Below are 16350 nucleotides of genomic sequence, written 5' to 3' on the forward strand. Positions count from 1 at the left end.
TGTTAAGCAGCTTGAAGTCTACGTGTTTCTCCATAGTCACCTCTACTCTCGGATTGAGTATTGGTGAAGGATATGGGAGAGAAATTGAAGACCGCATTCCACGTGGAGTCTTCTACGGTGGCGTAGTCTCAGATAGCAATATTGATTCACTCCCAGAGTGTACTGTACACACTGTGCTAGCTGCTACAGGTGGCACAGAACACTTGATTTCAAGGATTGCCGAGAAGTCGAGGCTCCTCTACGTGCTCTATACTGATAGGTATAACAGCCTACCAGCTGTAGTTGAGACTGCAGCGTATCTTAGAGACAGGGGATTCAAGTTTAATGTAGCAGAGTATAGAGGGGTAGAGGAGCTGGAAAACCTGCTATCTAGGATTTCAAGGGTCGCCGACGCATACAGGAGGATTAGAGAGTGCAGGTTCGGGGTTGTAGGCGGGGTAAGCCCGTGGCTTATATATAGTACAGCTAGCAGTGAAATAGCACGGGGGCGCGGGCTAGGCGAACTAGTCTACATTCCACTAGAAGAACTCTACGAGGAGTACGAGAAGACTGTAGCTGATGGGGAAACTGTTAGAGAAGTGTTAAGCAGTGCTCAAAGCGTAGTACTCAAGGAGCCTGTTAGAGAGGTGGAGAGAGCTCTAAGAGTCTACGCTGCTCTCCAGAGGATTGTAGAGAGATACAGGTTATGCGGCTTCACGATAAAATGCTTCGATCTAATACAGGCGAAGGGGACAACCGCGTGTCTAGCTGTATCTAAGTTCAATACTAATCTAACACCAGCTGGATGTGAAGGCGACATACCCTTACTCTACAGCATAGCTCTAGGCAGCTTCGCAACCGGTAATCCAGTCTTCATGGGAAACCCTTCATGGATAGAGGACAGCGAGGTGGTAATAGCTCACTGCACAAGCCCTATTATCGGAGGCTACCACATCTACACTCACTTTGAGAGCAATACGGGGATTGGAGTTAGAGTTGAGTACCCTGAGGGCGGGAAGGTCACAGTCTACAGGTTGAATAATAAGCTTGACACTCTGAGGATAGGTGTTGGAGTTATAACTGAACACGAGTGGAAGCCATACCTGTGTAGAACACAAGTTAAAGTAAAGCTGGCAGGTGCTAGAAAGATACTTGAAGAAAGCATTGGAAACCACTACGCGTTAGTTCTCGGAGATCATTCCAGCGAGCTAGCCGACTTAGCAAGACTGCTAGACCTTAAAGTCGATTTACTCAAAGACTAGAGTTTCAAAGCATGTGTAAAGGTGCCCCACTCAACGCAGGACTATAATGCTAGTTGAATATACTAGTAAGATTTTTATATACCCTGCTTACTCCTAATTATGGTTTAAACGAGAGGTGCGTGGAGATTGAGTCGTCAAGCTATAACTAAAACAGCAGCTATAATCCTTGTAGCCGTTGTAGTAGTAGCAGTAGCTGGAGTAGCAGCATACCTAGTCTATACTAGCCAGCAACCACAGGAAGCCAGGAAGGCAATAGCAGTAGTATACGATGTAGGTGGTAGAGGAGACTTAAGCTTCAACGATATGGCGTATCTAGGCGGCTCTAAGGCTGCAAAAGACTTTGGGTTAGAGCTCAAGGAGGTTCAGAGCGCTAGTGAATCAGACTACCTGCCGAATCTTAGAACTCTAGCTAAGGAGGGCAGGTATATCGTTATAATAGCAGTTGGATTCCTGATGACTGAGGCAGTTAAAACTGTTGCAGATGAGTATCCTAACCAGTTGTTCGCTATCATAGACGGCTACATCCCGGATAAACCAAACGTTCTGAGCGTGTTGTTCAAGGAGCATGAGGGGAGTGCTCTAGTGGGAGCTCTAGCAGGCATGGTAGCCCACTACTATAACTACAGTGCTGTAGGAGTAGTACTCGGCATGGAGATACCAGTACTCTACAAGTTTGAAGCTGGATACTACTGGGGTATAAGGTACGGTGAAAGCATCTACGCCCAGAAGACTGGAGCCAGCATTAAACCATTGAAAATACTCTACACTTACACAGGTGCCTTCAACGACCCGGCTAAAGGTAAGACTGCTACCCAAGCCCAGCTAGGGCTTGGCGCAGGACTAGTATATAATGTTGCTGGTGCAACAGGAATCGGAATATTCGAGGCTGTAGAAGAATACTGTAAGAGTCAGGGGAGGAGCCAGGGACCCCCGTTCGCTATTGGAGTAGATGCGGATCAAGACTGGATTAAACCAGGCTTTATAATAGCCTCAATGATGAAGAGAGTTGATGTAGGCGTGTACACAGCTATTCAAAGAGCACTAGACTACAAGAATGGCAAGATAAGCGAGTATGGTGGAATCCTCGAGCTAGGCCTTAAGGAGGGAGGTGTAGGCATCAGTACCCTGGAAGACCTTGATACATTCCTGCAGATAGCAATTCAAGCTGGGAAGAAGGTAAACAGGGATGAAATATACAGTAAGGTTAAAGCTATGAGGGACTCTATTCCATCATGGATCTGGGATGAAGTCTTCAAGCTGAAGGATAAGCTGGTAGCTGATCCAGCTGGCGTTAAAGTAAGCGGGTTAAGCTTCGCTGATATAGCAGCTAAAATACCGTACTCATCGGAATCCATAGCAGAGGTTAGAAGCGCTCTTAACGTCGGCTAAGAAACCTGCTGCAAGCCCTTACACAGCTATTTTTACCTTATTTTCTCATTTTATCTCATTCGAGGGTAAGATTTAAGAGTGAAACCTCGGCTAGAAGAGTGGTTAATAACCTGGGGTCTACTATGGAGGCTGCTGGAGAATCAGTATTAATGAAGGATATTACGAAGGTATACCCGGACGGCACTGTAGCGTTAAGACACGTGGACTTCAAGGCTGGAAGAGGAGAAATCCACGGGTTGCTCGGTGAGAATGGGGCTGGTAAGACAACACTAATGAAGATTCTCTCAGGTCTCTTAAAGCCGACATCCGGCGAGATATACGTGGGTGGCGTGAAGGTTAGAATCAAGAGCCCGGCTCATGCTTTAAGCCTCGGTATTGGAATGGTGCACCAGCATATATCTCTCGTGCCAGCATTCACAGCATACGAGAACATAGTCCTAGGCTTAAAGAAGCCGTTAACTAGAAGCGAGGTAGCCGAGCTGGCTAAAAGCTCTGGGCTTGAAATACCCTTGGATGCAGTAGTCGAAGACCTCCCATTCGGTGTCAGGCAGCGTATTGAGATAGTGAAAATGCTGGCTAGAAACGTCAACGTGCTCATACTAGACGAGCCTACAACGAATCTAACACCACTGGAAACTAAGGGTTTATTCAGGAGCCTCCAGGCGCTTAAGAGTCAAGGTAAAACTGTGATATTCATCTCGCATAAGATAAGAGAAGTCCTCGAGATAACAGACAAAATTACAGTTTTAAGGAGAGGTAGAGTAGTAGGCACAGTGGAAACCAGTAAGACTAGTCCTGCAGAACTCGCTAAAATGATGGTTGGACGGGAAGTCTTCTTACAGCTCGAGAAGAAGCCCAGGGAAGCTGGTAGACCAGCTCTAGTAGTCGAGGATCTCTACGTATTAAACGATATGGGGGCCCCGGCTGTTAAAGGTGTTTCACTTGAAGTCCGGTACGGCGAGATACTGGGTATCGCTGGTGTAGAGGGTAACGGGCAGGTGGAGCTGGCTGAAGCAATAGCTGGTTTAAGAAGTATCTCTAAGGGCCGAATACTATTAGATAACATGGATATAACACGCCTCCCCACAATGGAAAGGTACAAGCTTGGATTATCCTATATACCTGACGATAGAAAGGTTGGATTAGTAGTAGAGATGAGCATACCAGAGAACATGATATTAACACAGCTGTGGAATCATAGATTCATTAACAAGCTCTCCATGCTAAGGAAGAGCGAGGTAAAGAAGTTCAGCGAGGAAGTGGTCAAGAAGTTCGATGTATACACGAAATCTCTGAATGCCCCGGTGAAAAGCTTGAGTGGAGGAAACCAGCAGAAACTGCTTGTTGGAAGAGAGTTCTCTAGAGATCCAAAGGTTGTACTAGTATCTCAGCCGACGAAAGGACTTGATGTAGCTGCCACAGAATACGTGAGGAGGAAGCTACTGGAGATGAGGGATGCCGGGAAGGCAGTACTCCTTATATCCTCTGATCTAGACGAGGTATTAAGCCTCAGCGATAGAGTCGCTGTTATATATGAGGGGAGAATCATGGGAGTAGTAGAACCATCTAGTGTCACTGAGAAGGAGTTGGGCTTAATGATGGGAGGCTTCACGCTAGAACAGGCTAAAGGCATGTAGGAGGCTGGTGGCTCATGTCGACTGCGCTCAAAGAGAATATCCCGCTACTATTAAACACTCTAATAGCGCTGGCAGTAGGCTTCCTTATAGGAGCTGTCCTCATGGCTTTAGGCGGCTATAACCCATTCATCGCCTACGCTAGCCTCTTCCAGACATCATTAAACCTAGGCGACCCATACTACACCGCGATGACCCTAAGCTACGCTACTCCTCTCATGCTAACCGGTTTAACTTTTGCTGTAAGCATGAGGGCAGGGATCTTCAATATTGGTGCTGAAGGTCAAGTCTACATGGGTGCTCTTGGCGCAGTAATAGTGGCATCTATGAGCCTACCAGGCTACCTCTACCTCCCACTGGCAGTAATTCTAGGCTCGGCTCTAGGAGCTCTATGGGGTCTTATAGCAGGTGTGCTTAAAGCATGGAGGAATATCAACGAGGTAGTTTCAACAATAATGCTCAACTGGATAGCCTTCTGGATAGTAGAGTATGCTAGAGTATACGTCTACTATAATCCGAAGAGCCCTGATAAAACTATCTCAATGCCGCCTGAAGGCAGGCTACCCCTGCTATTCAAGGGGACAGAGCTCAGCTTCTCCCTGATAATAGCATTAATAGCCGTGATCCTAACGTTCATTGTGTTATGGTACACGAGACTCGGGTATAGCATTAGGGTTTCAGGGTACAGCTTACGCTCAGCTAGGTACGCTGGAATAGATCCGAGACTACAGATACTATACGTATTCGTGATTGGAGGGGTTCTCTCAGGGCTCGCCGGTGTCCTCGAGATCGCTGGTAGACCTCCAGAGTACGCTATTACAACAGGCGCATCAAATATAGTTGGATTAGGCTTTAGCGGTATAACAGTCGCGCTACTGGGATGGAATCACCCAATACTGATTATATTGTCATCGGTGATTATAGGCATGCTTACAGCGGGGTCTAGAGGCATGCAGATCACAGCTAACGTGCCGCTCGAAATGGTGAAAGCAGTACAGGGTATAATCGTTATATCACTAGCAGTACCAATAGCCTCCTATATTGTTAGGAGAATGAGGGTAAAGGAGAGCTTAAGGGGTGAGGAGGCTTGATTGATTCAAAGCTAGCTTTAGATGTAGCCCTGCTATCAACATGGGCTATGACGCCAATACTGCTAGCAGCTTTAGGCGAGATCCTAGCTGAGAGGAGTGGTGTGGTTAACATAGGATTAGAGGGTATAATGCTGATCTCTGGTTTCACAGCTGTAGCAGTAGCGGATGCAACATTAAACCCGTGGCTAGGAGTAGCTGCTGCAATAGGCTCAGGTGCTCTCTTAGGATTAATCCACGGTGTTATAAGCGTCTACCTTAAAGGCAACCAGATAGTCTCCGGGGTAGGAGTAAACCTGTTTGCAGGGGGCTTCGTAGCATACGGGATAGAAGCGGTATGGAAGGTTAGAGGATACTACACCCCTAGTGTTAAAGTACCGAAGATACCATGGCTAGGGGTCTCACCTCTCTTCATAGCATCCCTGGTTCTCGTTGTAGTATTATTCCTCGTGATATATAGAAGCAGTCTGGGACTTAAGCTGAGAGCCTGCGGCGAGAACCCTGAGGCAGCTGATGTTGTAGGAGTCCACGTGGAGAGAATACAGCTTGCAGCCACAGTGATAGGTGCAGCGATAACAGGTCTAGCTGGCGCTGTTCTAAGCATAGACTGGCTGGCAGCTATCACAAAAGAGCTTCCAGCTGGAAGAGGCTTCATAGCTCTCGCATTAGTGAACTTCGCTAACTGGAATCCACTGTACGCTTTAGGAGGAAGCTTCCTCTTCGGCTCCCTATGGACTCTAACCGAGTACCTTAAAAACATAGAGGCTGCTAAAGCCATCATACCAGTACCCTTAATGAATACTATCCCCTATATTGCAACACTACTGGTAACCATCGGCGTCATAGGTAAATCGAAGCCTCCGAGAAGCGTCGGCATACCCTACGTTAGAGAAGGCGAATAGTTTTCCTCCGAAGGACATTTTAATTCAATTCCTAGTTCAAGCTAAGCCTGCAACCCACTATCCCTCTAGGCTACTAGCCTCATTACCTCAATAACCAGCTTGTGGGAGTTTTGTAGTGTTTATGATATCTACTCGTATAGAATATAGAGAAGAGCATAAAACTTAAAAGCCCTACTATAGGATAACTATCAGTGGGTGTTAGAAGGGAGGCTGGATTCAATGGCTACTCCTGGAAAGAAGACTACATTATACATCCTGATAGCCGTAATCCTCGCTGTTATAGTCATCGGTGCCATCATCTACGTTACAGTATGGCCTGGTACCGCTCCAACCACTACCCCTGCCCCGCCGAAGAAAATGAGCTTCTACACTTGGCTTGGTGGGCTGGCCTTGAGAGATTCGCTATAGACGCATTGATAGGGAACTTCACTCAGAAGACTGGGATAGAAGTTGAAAAGACAGCTGTACCAGGAGGTGCTGGTGTTAACGCTAAGTTCGCTATTATAGCGTTAATCATGGCTGGTAATCCTCCAGCAGCATTCCAAGTTCACTGCGGCCCCGAGATCATAAGCTACTTTAGTGCTGCTCCTCATGGCGCCGGCGACTTCGAGAATCTAACCAGTATAGCGAAGGAGATTGATATCGCTTCCACACCTCCTGGGGCAGCATGTATGCTGTCAGGGAACCTCTACGCTTTACCTGTGAACCTGCACAGAGCTAACCTGATATTCATGAATAAGCAGGTCCTGGACAGGTATGGTATTAAACCCCCGTCAACACTACAGGAGCTAGTGAGTGCTGCTGAGACACTTAAGCAGAATGGAGTACCTGCAATGGTGCAAGCTGGAGCAGACCTCTTCACAGTACTCCACTTATGGGAGCAGATATTCCTGGCTGTAGGAGGCCCGACGAAATTCGTTGAGTTCATGTATGGAACTCTCAGCCCTAATGATCCAGCTATAATTGAGGCAACAAACATATTCCTTAAGCTAGCAGACACATTCCCAAGCAACTGGGCTTCCCTCGACTGGACTGGCGCAGTGGATCAAGTAGTTAAAGGTAATGGGGCATTCCACGTTGATGGCGACTGGGCTGTAGGCTTAATATACAACGTATACCCGAATGTTAAGATGTGCCCAGTGACCAATATCACCCCTGACTGCAATATAATAGTCGCTCCATTCCCCGGCACTAGTGGCATATACAACATGGTTATAGATGCAGTAGGCGTGCCTAAAGGCCCGCAGGCCCAGCTAGGATTAGAGTTCGCTAAGTTCTTCGCTTCAAGAGACGGCCAGAAGATATTCAACCCGCTTAAAGGCAGCATAGCCGACTACCCTGATATACCAGCTGATATCTACCCAACATCCATTCAGAGATGGGAGGTAGAAGAGTACAAGAACTCTAACGCCCAGGTCTTCAGTTTAACGCATGGAGCCCTCTTCTCTGATGTATGGCAGAAGCTACTCCAGCAGGCTGTACTATTAGCTCAAACCAAGAACACAGATTTATGGTATAATGCTGTAAGGGAGGCGCTAGCCTCCGAGAGAACGCAGTGGGAGCAGAGCGGCTACATAATGGGTACTAAGGAGAAGCCGTTCGCAGGCTACTTGCCTCCATGGGCTTAAAGAGGGAGCTCTAATGAACATGAACTCTAAAACCTTTTTCCTCTTCATATCCCCTATCCTCGTATTCGCAGGCCTCCTCTACTACGGGATATTTTGGAATGTTTACATTGCAACACACGATTTCACACCCATCTCCCGTGGAGCAGATTTCATTGGTTTGCAAGGCTTCGAGGACCTCTTTTCGAGTGTTGAGTTCGTTGAATCCTTTAAAAGAACTCTTCTATGGGCGGTTTTATTAGTCTTCCTGGGTAATACCATAGGGCTTCTACTTGCTACAAGCATATACCAGTTTACAAGTTCTAGGGTGAGGAATACTCTCGTAGCACTCTTCCTCTACCCTCTATCCCTTAGCCTCGTGGTATCCGGGATCATCTGGAGGTGGCTCTACGACCAGTACAAAGGCTTCGATGCCATCCTAGCAGAAGTGGGTATTAAGGGGCCGGCCTGGCTTGAAGGCGGTAACGCCTTCTGGAGCACTGTTTTAACGTCAGTCTGGGTTTACGCTGGCTTCTCAGCAATGCTTTATCTTGCTGCATTCTACAATGTCAACAGGAGTCTCATTGAGAGTGCTATGGTGGATGGAGCTGGTGTGCTAACTATACTAGCTAGAATCATTCTACCTAACTCCTCCCAGGGATTCATTCTCTCAACAATATTCCTGGCATTATTCGCTATACAGATGTTCGACCTCCCCTACTCAATGTTGTTCTTGAACCCCTTCACGGAGACCATGGTTATGTATATCTTTAGCAGGTTCACCTCCATGTACCTTTACCTGGCTTCAGCTGCCGCTATAGTCATAATAGCTGTCTCAGCTTTCATAGCTATCCCCTACTCCATGTATGGTATTAGAAGGTGGATTCTAAGAGGTGCAGGGTGAATGGTCAGCTACGCCAGGAACCAGGTGGTTGCAAGCTTAATAATAGCTGTCTTCGGGATCCTATGGATTATACCAGTGTATAGCTTGATATCAGGCTCTCTGAAAAGCCTGGCTGAAGTCCAGGGGACCCCTGTTCTCTCCCCTCCAATGAATCCAAGCTTAGAGACTCTAGTGAAAGTGGCAGGGGAGCTGGAAACCCCAATCATTAATACCGTGCTGGTTGTTGTACCTGTTGCAGGAGCATCCACGTTTCTCGGCGCTCTCGCAGCTTACGCTATATACAGGAGAATGGATAAGCTGAGCAACACCATAATGATAGCTATAGCTATAGCAACCTACATACCCTACCAGGCTATACTAGTACCGCTTATAAGACTTGTTAGATCACTCGGGCTCTACAATACTCTGCCCGGGTTAGCCGTGGCATTCATGACCTACTACACTCCGATGGCAGCGCTATTAATGGTTATCTTTATCTCTGCTGTGCCGAGATTCTACGTTGAGGCAGCCATGGTGGATGGAGCATGGGATCTAAGAATATTCAGGAAGGTAGTTCTGCCGCTTCTAGGGCCAGGGCTTACTTCAACTATGATCTTCCTCTTAATTATGACGTGGAATAACTTCTACATTCCCTTAATGACTACTCTAGGCTACGAGAAGCACATAACACTCAAGATCTTCAGCTATGTGGGTCAGAGTGGTAATCTCTACAACGAGATGTTTGCAGCCGCCCTCATAGGCTCTCTACCGCCTCTCATCGTATTTATAGCTTTAGGGAGATACTTCATTAGAGGGCTTCAAGCCTATGGTGGAGGTGTTAAAGCTTAATGAGCGATGTCGCCATCGAGATTAAAGAGCTTTCAAAGATCTTTCCACCGAGAGTCATAGCACTAGATAACGTGAACTTAGATGTCTATAAGGGTGAATTCCTAGTAATCCTAGGCCCCTCAGGGTCAGGTAAGACAACACTTCTTAGAAGTATTGCTGGATTAGAAAACCCTCGAAGGGAAGCATCACAATAAATGGTAGGGTTGTAGTTGACGCTGAAAAAGGAATATACGTTCCACCGCAGAAAAGAGATATAGGAATGGTATTCCAGAATTGGGCGTTATATCCCAACATGAAGGTCTTCGATAATATTGCATTTCCTCTCCAGATCAAGGGTGTCCCTAAAAGCGAGATCAAGAAGAAGATTGAGGAGATCGCATCCATCCTAGGGATAAGTGAGGTACTCGACAGATACCCCGGCCAGCTTTAGGGCGGGCAGCAGCAGAGAGTAGCCTTAGCTAGAGCACTAGTAAAAGAGCCTAGTGTCCTACTACTAGACGAGCCATTCTCAAACCTGGATGCTAGAGTAAGAGTCACTGCTAGAGCGTTCGTGAAGAAGATTCAAAGAGACCTCGGTATAACAACAATACTCGTCACACACGATCAAGCTGACGCATTTGCTGTAGGAGATAGAATTGTAGTCATACACAAGGGCAAGGTAATACAGGTGGGAGAGCCTAAGGAGCTCTACGAAGAGCCCGCCGACCTCTTCATAGCCTCGTTCATCGGGGATCCACCAATGAATATACTGGACTGGAGTATAGTGAAGTCTATTGAAGGCTTAGATTTAATTAGGATACCGGAGGGATCTAAAATAGGTATTAGACCTGATGAAGCCTCAGCCTCAGTAGAGGAGGCTAGAGCAAAGTATAGATTAAAGGGTACTGTTGAGTTTGTTGAAACAGCAGGTTCTAGAGACTACGCTATAATAAATGTTAGCGGCCATATGGTTAAAGCCCTAGTTAAACCAGGGGATTCACTAAAGCCAGGCGACACTGCCCATATAGCTTTAAAGAGACTCTACATCTTCAGTCCTGATGGCAGCAGGATAGCAACGCTCAGAGAGTAGTGTCGAAGAATAAGCGTTTAAACGATTCTCATGCTTCTACTTTAACATGGTGGTGTTAATGCGTGTCGCCGTAGGCTCAGATGACACGTACAGTATTGCCCGCTTCATAGTAGAGTATCTTAGAGGTAAGGGATTCGAGGTTAAAGTTGTCGGGGCTCTCGCCACCGGTAAGCCCTACCCGTGGCCTGATGTAGGCTTCGAGGTTGGCTCAATGGTGGCTAGAGGGGAGGTAGACTACGGGGTGGTTATATGCTATACTGGAACCGGGGTTTCCATAGCAGCCAATAAGGTGAGAGGTGTTAGAGCAGCCCTCGCCACGGACTCGAAGAATGCTGAAGGCGCTAGGAAATGGAATGATGCTAACGTTCTCGCGTTAAGTGCTAGGCTTACAAGTGAGGAGCTAGCTAAGGAGATACTTGATGCATTCTTCTCTACTAGTAGCGTGGATCCAGGTGAGATAGAAAACATCGAGAAGCTTAAATCCATGGATAGAGAGCGCTGAATCCACGCTTCCACCTCGCACAGTCTACTCGTTATTATTTAAACCCAGAGTACCCTAGGTTATCCAGTAGCCGGCTTAAACTGGTGTCAAGCAATGTACTCGCTGCTCAAGATCAGAGATGTTGTTAGAATACCACCCTCGAAGTTCGGTAGGCCTGTAGAGGCTGTCGCGCTCGAGGAATTAAGAGGCAGGTATGAGGGGACAATAGTCTCCATAGAGAAGCCTGATGGAGGAGAAGAGCTTGGAGTAGTAGTAGCTGTAGTTGACGCTAAAGTCGATGAAACCGGGAGGATTCTTCCAGGAGATGGAGCCACATACCACGACGTCGAGGTAGATATGCTGGTCTTCGCACCCTTTATCAAGGAGATCGTTGAAGGCGAAGTTGTCACCGTGACGAGAGCAGGATTATACGTGAACCTGGGTGTTGTAGACGGCTTCATACACATAAACCAGGTGTCTGATGAGAGAGTTAGCTACGATGCATCCCGTTCAATACTACTCCTCGAGGAGTCGAGGAGAATAGTGGAGAAAGGCGACTCTGTTAGAGCACGCATATATACACTTGGAATACTCCCAGGTAAAGGATTGAGAATACATATGACTATGAGGCAGCCACATCTAGGTAAACTAGAATGGCTTAAGGGAAAGGGGGGAGCTAAGTGAGCAGTAGAAGCAAGCCTTTCAAAGCATGCCGTAAGTGTAGAGCACTAGTTCCAAAGGATGCTGCTACATGCCCTGTATGTGGTTCACGAGACTTTACTTTCGAGTGGAGTGGTGTTGTAATAGTCTTCAACCCTGAGAAGTCAGCGGTAGCTAAAACCCTAGGCTTGGAGACGCGAGGCAAGTACGTGGTGAAGATTGAGTAGCTTAACACCAGTGTTAAAGCTACCAGATAGCTACAGGCTCTTCCTCGCTCTCCCCCAGGGAGAACTCTATGTGACACCTTCTAGGGGGGTTGTGAGAGGGCTGGAAGCCGAGGTCGCTGTAGGCGATGTTGTATCGAGGAATCATTTAGCTCGAATCATAGTAGTCGACGCAAAGACTAAGAGAGCTGGCGGAGGCCCCTATCCAGCTTCATGTAGTATTGTAATCCATAATCCACATGGAGCTGTGAGCATGAAATCCTTCACAGCAGCCCTTATACGTCAGGCTAGAGTTGTATGCGTTGATGGCGAAGAGGATCTCACAGTAATCCCCTTCATGCATGCCGGCTACTCAAAGATAATATACGGGCAGCCTGATGTAGGTGTTGTAGAGATCACAGGGTCTAGAAGAGTTTTAAAGCTGCTAGCTTTAAAACTACTTAAAGGATTGAAGCCCTACGTGCTTAAAGCCTAAGTGAATGGTGGTGTAGGTGGCGAAGACAATACAGCTCGACAAGTATAGTGGCGTGGTAGTAGAGGAGAAGTACAATCCCTTAGTTAGAAGAATCGAGTTGAAGATTAAAGTAGCACATGCAGGTGAGGGAACCCCGAATAGAGGACTACTGAGACAAGCGCTAGCTAAAGCTTATGGTAGAAGCGTAAGCCTCGTTTACGTGAGAAGCATTGAAACAGAGTACGGGTTAGGGGTCAGCCTTGTCGAAGCCCACATATATGAGAGCGAGGAGAGAGCTAGGTTATTCGAGCCTGAATTCATAGTTAAACGCAACGAGGAAGCCCTCCAGAAGATCTCAAGCCAGGAGGCTGGTGCCTAATGCCCTACATCCACAAGTTATACGAGGTAGACTACAGTAAGGGAGTTATAAGAAGAAAAAATAAGATCTGCCCTAAATGCGGCTCCTTCATGGCGTTCCATAAGCAGCCAGTAGCTCGATGGCACTGCGGTAAATGCGGGTACACAGAGTACGTTAAGTAGGCTGCCTCGAGGCCACCCTAACGTGGAAGAAACATGAGAAAACGCATCCCTGTTAAACTGCCAGTTGAAGCTGAAAGCAGAGAAATCGTAGTGCTTGGAGTGGAGTCTACAAGTCATACCTTCGGTGTAGGAGTAGTTAGATTCAGGGAGGGGTTCGCCGAGGAACTAGCAAACGTGAACAAGCAGTACAAGCCTGAGAAAGGAGGAATTCATCCAAGAGAGGCTTCATTACACCACGTGAAAGTAGCTCCAAGCACGCTGGTGGAGGCCTTTAAGGAGGCAGGCCTAACACCAGGAGAAGTAGACGCTATTGCTGTCGCTGTAGGACCAGGATTAGGCCCCTGCTTGAGAACAGGGGCTACTCTCGCGAGATTCCTTTCAAAATACTACGATAAACCTCTAGTACCCGTGAACCATGCTGTCGCCCACATAGAGATAGGCAAGCTGTACAGAGGCTTTAGCGATCCCGTGGTAGTATATGTTTCAGGCGGGAATACAATGGTGGTTGTTCAGAGGGATCAGAGGTTTAGAGTTGTAGGTGAGACACTAGATATACCACTAGGCAACCTCTTTGATACATTTGCAAGAGAGGTAGGCATAGCTCCACCCTACGTGGTTAACGGGATGCATGCAGTAGATGTCTGCGCTGAATGGAACCCTGAGTTCCAGCCCCTCCCCTACACTGTGAAAGGCAACGACTTAAGCTTCTCAGGCCTGCTGACAGCAGCTTTAAGTCAAGCTAGGAGGGCTGGAGGAGATAGGAGAGAGCTTGGTAGAATTTGCAATGGCTTGAGGGAAACAGCCTTTAACATGCTTGTAGAGGTCTCCGAGAGAGTATTGGCTTTAACAGGTAAGAAGCAGCTCCTTCTAGTAGGAGGTGTTGCATCCAACAGGGTTCTACGAGGGAAGATGGAGGCTCTCAGAGAGATATACGGTATAGACTACTATGGTACACCGCCCGAGGTAGCCGGGGATAACGGTGTTATGATAGCGTATACAGGGCTACTCCTATACCTCTACGGTAAAACCAGCAGGCCGGAGGAGACGCGTGTAAGACAGAGATACAGGCTGGATGAGGAGGTATACCCATGGCTTTAAAGGAAGCAGGGTTCTCCTGGGGCGCTGAATCCATAGTATTCATCTCAAACCTCCTCGGTAGAAGAGTAGTCGTAAAGAAGCGTGTGAGCAAGCCTTACAGGCACCCCTTATACGATGAGCTCTTCATTAAGTCTAGGACTAGAATAGAAGCCAAGATCCTTGCAGAGCTCTACGAGGCTGGACTCAGGGTTCCAGCACCAGTACTAGTGGATGTTGAAGGTGGAGTCATAGTCATGGAGTACATTGAGGGAGCGAGAACCTCGGAGATCCTAGGCCAGGCGAGTATTGAAATCGTTAGAAGAATAGCATGGGACACCGGCGAGCAGAGCGCTATCATGCATAACATGGGAGTATACCATGGGGATTTAACTCTAGCAAACCTCATATATACTAGCAGCGGAGTATATATGATAGACTTCGGGCTAGCCGGCTACAGCTTAGATGTAGAAGAGTACGCTATAGACATCCACCTCCTGCGTAGAAGCATAGCCTCCCTCTACCCTTCACTCCTCAACGACTTCATGGAGGCCTACCTGGAAGCATATAGAAGACGCTATAAGGGTGACTACGAGGAACTAGAGAGAAGACTTAGAGAGATAGGCGTGCGAGGCAGGTACTTTGATAAATCGCTGAGAAGAAGCTTGAAGAGGGAGAGGTATATTGATTAAGCTACTCCTACTTACAGGTAATAGACACAAGTATCTTGAAATATCCAGCGTGGCGAGAGAATACGGGGTCGAAATTAAGCAGTTTAAGGGCTTGAAGATTGAGATCCAGGATGAGGATCTAGCTAGAATAGCGTTAACAGCTGCTTTAATGGGCTACTCAATTCTAAGAAAACCTGTAGTAGTAGAAGATGCAGGCTTATTCGTGAAGGCTTTAAATGGTTTTCCAGGACCCTACAGCAGCTACGTCTACAAGACTATTGGAGTCAAAGGTTTACTAAAGCTCATGGAGGGAGTTGAAGATAGAGAAGCATGCTTCAAGTCTGTAGCTGTCGCTGTACTGAGTGACGGGTTAGTTGTAAAAGGAGAAGGAGAGACCTGCGGGTATATAACTCTGGAGCCTAAGGGTAGCGGTGGCTTTGGCTTCGACCCCATCTTCACGCCCCTCGACAAGCCTGATAAAACTTTCGCTGAAATGAGTGTTGATGAAAAGAACAAGTACAGTCATAGAGCTAAAGCTGTGAGAAGAATCTTCGAGGAGATAAAAAGTATTGCAGGCTACTAGTGAGCTGAGACTACATATTTAAAAGCCACCTTCTAATTTCGAGTAGTATAGGCTTTAAAGCAGCACCTGCTACTAAAGGTCAGGGGTTTAGAGGCATGAACAAGAAGAGGGATAGAGGGCAGTCACACTCCACGAGGCCTGCGAGGGCAGGCCCACCCCGCTGGCTGAAGCTAGAGATGAGTCCAAGCGACGTAGAGCTACTAGTAGTCGAGTTGGCTAGAAAAGGGTATCCTCCATCAATGATTGGAGTTATACTAAGAGATCAATACGGTATCCCACTGGTGAAACAGGTTACAGGTAGAAGGCTAACAGAGATACTCGAGAAGCACGGCGTTAAGATATCAATACCCGAGGATTTAATGTCGCTCATCCGGAAGGCAATAAACCTGAGAAGACACTTAGAGGAGCACCCGAAAGACAAGCACAGTAAGAAGGGGCTAATAGAAGTAGAATCCAAGATACACCGGCTGGTAAAGTACTATAAGAGGATTGGGAAGCTACCACACGACTGGGTATACGATCCCGAGAAAGCCAAACTACTCGTCTCCCAAGGCATATACTCGATCACCCATCGGTAGTCGAGTTAGACGGCTTGAAATACCCTTTGTCTCCGTAGAGCACTACCTTCGCTGAGAGTAAGACTAGGAGAAGGATACCCAGCTATAAGTCAACGGCACCCTCAACATATTTTACATTAAATAGAGATTAGAGTACAATGGGAGTTTCATTATGTGCGATATGATAGTAGCACTCTCTAACTCAACAGCTGGTAGCCTAGTTATCTTCGGTAAGAATAGCGATAGAGAGCCGAATGAACCTCAGATCCTGGAATTTGTTCCTCGCGTGAAGCGCAGCGAGGATGTAGTTAAAGCAACCAGCGGCTTTGTAAAGCATGTCAAAGAGACTTACGCTGTACTACTGTCTCGTCCATGGTGGACTTATGGTGCTGAAATGGGAGTTAATGAGCATGGAGTAGTAATGGGTAACGTAGCGGTTTTCACTAG

Annotated in this window: 23 protein-coding genes; all 23 read left to right on the forward strand. The window is 47.2% G+C overall.

The genetic code is table 11. From position 1 onward, the window contains the following. The first annotated feature begins 11 nt into the window (after positions 1–11). Positions 12–1241, forward strand: a complete 1230-nt coding sequence (locus OWQ48_04955; protein ID MCY0868557.1) for a hypothetical protein — start codon at positions 12–14, stop codon at positions 1239–1241. Between the two features lie 126 nt (positions 1242–1367). After that, positions 1368–2630, forward strand: coding sequence for a BMP family ABC transporter substrate-binding protein (locus tag OWQ48_04960; GenBank protein ID MCY0868558.1), 1263 nt, complete (start codon positions 1368–1370; stop codon positions 2628–2630). Between the two features lie 122 nt (positions 2631–2752). Next, the gene (locus OWQ48_04965) at positions 2753–4267 is read left to right on the forward strand and encodes an ABC transporter ATP-binding protein (protein MCY0868559.1); all 1515 of its coding nucleotides are present in this window, start codon (positions 2753–2755) and stop codon (positions 4265–4267) included. Between the two features lie 14 nt (positions 4268–4281). Continuing rightward, a complete protein-coding gene (locus tag OWQ48_04970) occupies positions 4282–5355 on the forward strand; it encodes an ABC transporter permease (protein MCY0868560.1) in 1074 nt (357 codons plus the stop codon). Then, positions 5352–6254 (forward strand): ABC transporter permease, encoded by a 903-nt coding sequence (locus OWQ48_04975; protein ID MCY0868561.1) that lies wholly within the window; start codon positions 5352–5354, stop codon positions 6252–6254. Before OWQ48_04970 ends, OWQ48_04975 begins: the two co-directional genes overlap by 4 nt. A gap of 195 nt (positions 6255–6449) precedes the next feature. Beyond that, positions 6450–6662, forward strand: a complete 213-nt coding sequence (locus tag OWQ48_04980; protein ID MCY0868562.1) for a hypothetical protein — start codon at positions 6450–6452, stop codon at positions 6660–6662. After that, entirely contained in the window at positions 6626–7882 is a 1257-nt protein-coding gene (locus OWQ48_04985) for an extracellular solute-binding protein (GenBank protein ID MCY0868563.1), read from the forward strand. Before OWQ48_04980 ends, OWQ48_04985 begins: the two co-directional genes overlap by 37 nt. A gap of 19 nt (positions 7883–7901) precedes the next feature. Next, positions 7902–8762, forward strand: coding sequence for a sugar ABC transporter permease (locus OWQ48_04990; protein MCY0868564.1), 861 nt, complete (start codon positions 7902–7904; stop codon positions 8760–8762). Next, positions 8763–9590, forward strand: coding sequence for a carbohydrate ABC transporter permease (locus OWQ48_04995; GenBank protein MCY0868565.1), 828 nt, complete (start codon positions 8763–8765; stop codon positions 9588–9590). Further along, positions 9590–9784 carry an ATP-binding cassette domain-containing protein gene (locus tag OWQ48_05000; GenBank protein ID MCY0868566.1) on the forward strand — a complete coding sequence of 65 codons (195 nt, stop codon included), beginning with the start codon at positions 9590–9592 and terminating at the stop codon, positions 9782–9784. Before OWQ48_04995 ends, OWQ48_05000 begins: the two co-directional genes overlap by 1 nt. Before the next feature lie 98 nt (positions 9785–9882). After that, positions 9883–10020 (forward strand): hypothetical protein, encoded by a 138-nt coding sequence (locus OWQ48_05005; protein ID MCY0868567.1) that lies wholly within the window; start codon positions 9883–9885, stop codon positions 10018–10020. A gap of 120 nt (positions 10021–10140) precedes the next feature. Beyond that, complete coding sequence (locus OWQ48_05010; protein MCY0868568.1) at positions 10141–10659, forward strand: hypothetical protein; 519 nt, start codon at positions 10141–10143, stop codon at positions 10657–10659. Positions 10660–10717: 58 nt separating this feature from the next. Then, positions 10718–11161, forward strand: coding sequence for an RpiB/LacA/LacB family sugar-phosphate isomerase (locus OWQ48_05015; protein ID MCY0868569.1), 444 nt, complete (start codon positions 10718–10720; stop codon positions 11159–11161). A gap of 93 nt (positions 11162–11254) precedes the next feature. Beyond that, positions 11255–11824 carry a DNA-directed RNA polymerase gene (locus OWQ48_05020; protein ID MCY0868570.1) on the forward strand — a complete coding sequence of 190 codons (570 nt, stop codon included), beginning with the start codon at positions 11255–11257 and terminating at the stop codon, positions 11822–11824. After that, positions 11821–12027, forward strand: a complete 207-nt coding sequence (locus OWQ48_05025; GenBank protein ID MCY0868571.1) for a DNA-directed RNA polymerase, subunit E'' — start codon at positions 11821–11823, stop codon at positions 12025–12027. Before OWQ48_05020 ends, OWQ48_05025 begins: the two co-directional genes overlap by 4 nt. Then, positions 12020–12499: a DUF359 domain-containing protein gene (locus OWQ48_05030; GenBank protein MCY0868572.1), complete on the forward strand. Its 480-nt coding sequence runs from the start codon at positions 12020–12022 to the stop codon at positions 12497–12499. The genes OWQ48_05025 and OWQ48_05030 overlap by 8 nt, the downstream gene beginning before the upstream one ends. A gap of 16 nt (positions 12500–12515) precedes the next feature. Further along, positions 12516–12857 carry a 30S ribosomal protein S24e gene (locus OWQ48_05035; GenBank protein MCY0868573.1) on the forward strand — a complete coding sequence of 114 codons (342 nt, stop codon included), beginning with the start codon at positions 12516–12518 and terminating at the stop codon, positions 12855–12857. Further along, on the forward strand, positions 12857–13018 hold the full coding sequence (locus tag OWQ48_05040; GenBank protein ID MCY0868574.1) for a 30S ribosomal protein S27ae: 162 nt from the start codon (positions 12857–12859) through the stop codon (positions 13016–13018). Before OWQ48_05035 ends, OWQ48_05040 begins: the two co-directional genes overlap by 1 nt. 33 nt (positions 13019–13051) lie before the next feature. Beyond that, positions 13052–14116, forward strand: a complete 1065-nt coding sequence (gene kae1, locus OWQ48_05045) for a KEOPS complex N(6)-L-threonylcarbamoyladenine synthase Kae1 (protein ID MCY0868575.1) — start codon at positions 13052–13054, stop codon at positions 14114–14116. Then, on the forward strand, positions 14107–14784 hold the full coding sequence (locus OWQ48_05050; GenBank protein MCY0868576.1) for a Kae1-associated kinase Bud32: 678 nt from the start codon (positions 14107–14109) through the stop codon (positions 14782–14784). Before kae1 ends, OWQ48_05050 begins: the two co-directional genes overlap by 10 nt. After that, the gene (gene rdgB, locus OWQ48_05055; protein MCY0868577.1) at positions 14774–15346 is read left to right on the forward strand and encodes an RdgB/HAM1 family non-canonical purine NTP pyrophosphatase; all 573 of its coding nucleotides are present in this window, start codon (positions 14774–14776) and stop codon (positions 15344–15346) included. Before OWQ48_05050 ends, rdgB begins: the two co-directional genes overlap by 11 nt. Before the next feature lie 95 nt (positions 15347–15441). Next, the gene (locus tag OWQ48_05060) at positions 15442–15924 is read left to right on the forward strand and encodes a 30S ribosomal protein S15 (GenBank protein MCY0868578.1); all 483 of its coding nucleotides are present in this window, start codon (positions 15442–15444) and stop codon (positions 15922–15924) included. 151 nt (positions 15925–16075) lie between these two features. Then, positions 16076–16350 (forward strand): peptidase U34 (locus OWQ48_05065; GenBank protein MCY0868579.1); only part of this gene is annotated, 275 nt, incomplete at its 3' end.

This window comes from Desulfurococcus sp. (genome assembly GCA_026626905.1).
Taxonomy (GTDB): Archaea; Thermoproteota; Thermoprotei_A; order Sulfolobales; family Desulfurococcaceae; genus Desulfurococcus.

Bases quoted from the DNA above. Each gene is read 5' to 3' on its own strand.
- OWQ48_04965 (MCY0868559.1), top strand. From the start codon at position 2,753: ATGGAGGCTGCTGGAGAATCAGTATTAATGAAGGATATTACGAAGGTA.
- OWQ48_04970 (MCY0868560.1), top strand. From the start codon at position 4,282: ATGTCGACTGCGCTCAAAGAGAATATCCCGCTACTATTAAACACTCTA.
- OWQ48_04990 (MCY0868564.1), top strand. From the start codon at position 7,902: ATGAACTCTAAAACCTTTTTCCTCTTCATATCCCCTATCCTCGTATTC.
- OWQ48_04995 (MCY0868565.1), top strand. From the start codon at position 8,763: ATGGTCAGCTACGCCAGGAACCAGGTGGTTGCAAGCTTAATAATAGCT.
- OWQ48_05000 (MCY0868566.1), top strand. From the start codon at position 9,590: ATGAGCGATGTCGCCATCGAGATTAAAGAGCTTTCAAAGATCTTTCCA.
- OWQ48_05005 (MCY0868567.1), top strand. From the start codon at position 9,883: ATGAAGGTCTTCGATAATATTGCATTTCCTCTCCAGATCAAGGGTGTC.
- OWQ48_05015 (MCY0868569.1), top strand. From the start codon at position 10,718: ATGCGTGTCGCCGTAGGCTCAGATGACACGTACAGTATTGCCCGCTTC.
- OWQ48_05020 (MCY0868570.1), top strand. From the start codon at position 11,255: ATGTACTCGCTGCTCAAGATCAGAGATGTTGTTAGAATACCACCCTCG.
- OWQ48_05040 (MCY0868574.1), top strand. From the start codon at position 12,857: ATGCCCTACATCCACAAGTTATACGAGGTAGACTACAGTAAGGGAGTT.
- kae1 (MCY0868575.1), top strand. From the start codon at position 13,052: ATGAGAAAACGCATCCCTGTTAAACTGCCAGTTGAAGCTGAAAGCAGA.
- OWQ48_05050 (MCY0868576.1), top strand. From the start codon at position 14,107: ATGGCTTTAAAGGAAGCAGGGTTCTCCTGGGGCGCTGAATCCATAGTA.
- OWQ48_05060 (MCY0868578.1), top strand. From the start codon at position 15,442: ATGAACAAGAAGAGGGATAGAGGGCAGTCACACTCCACGAGGCCTGCG.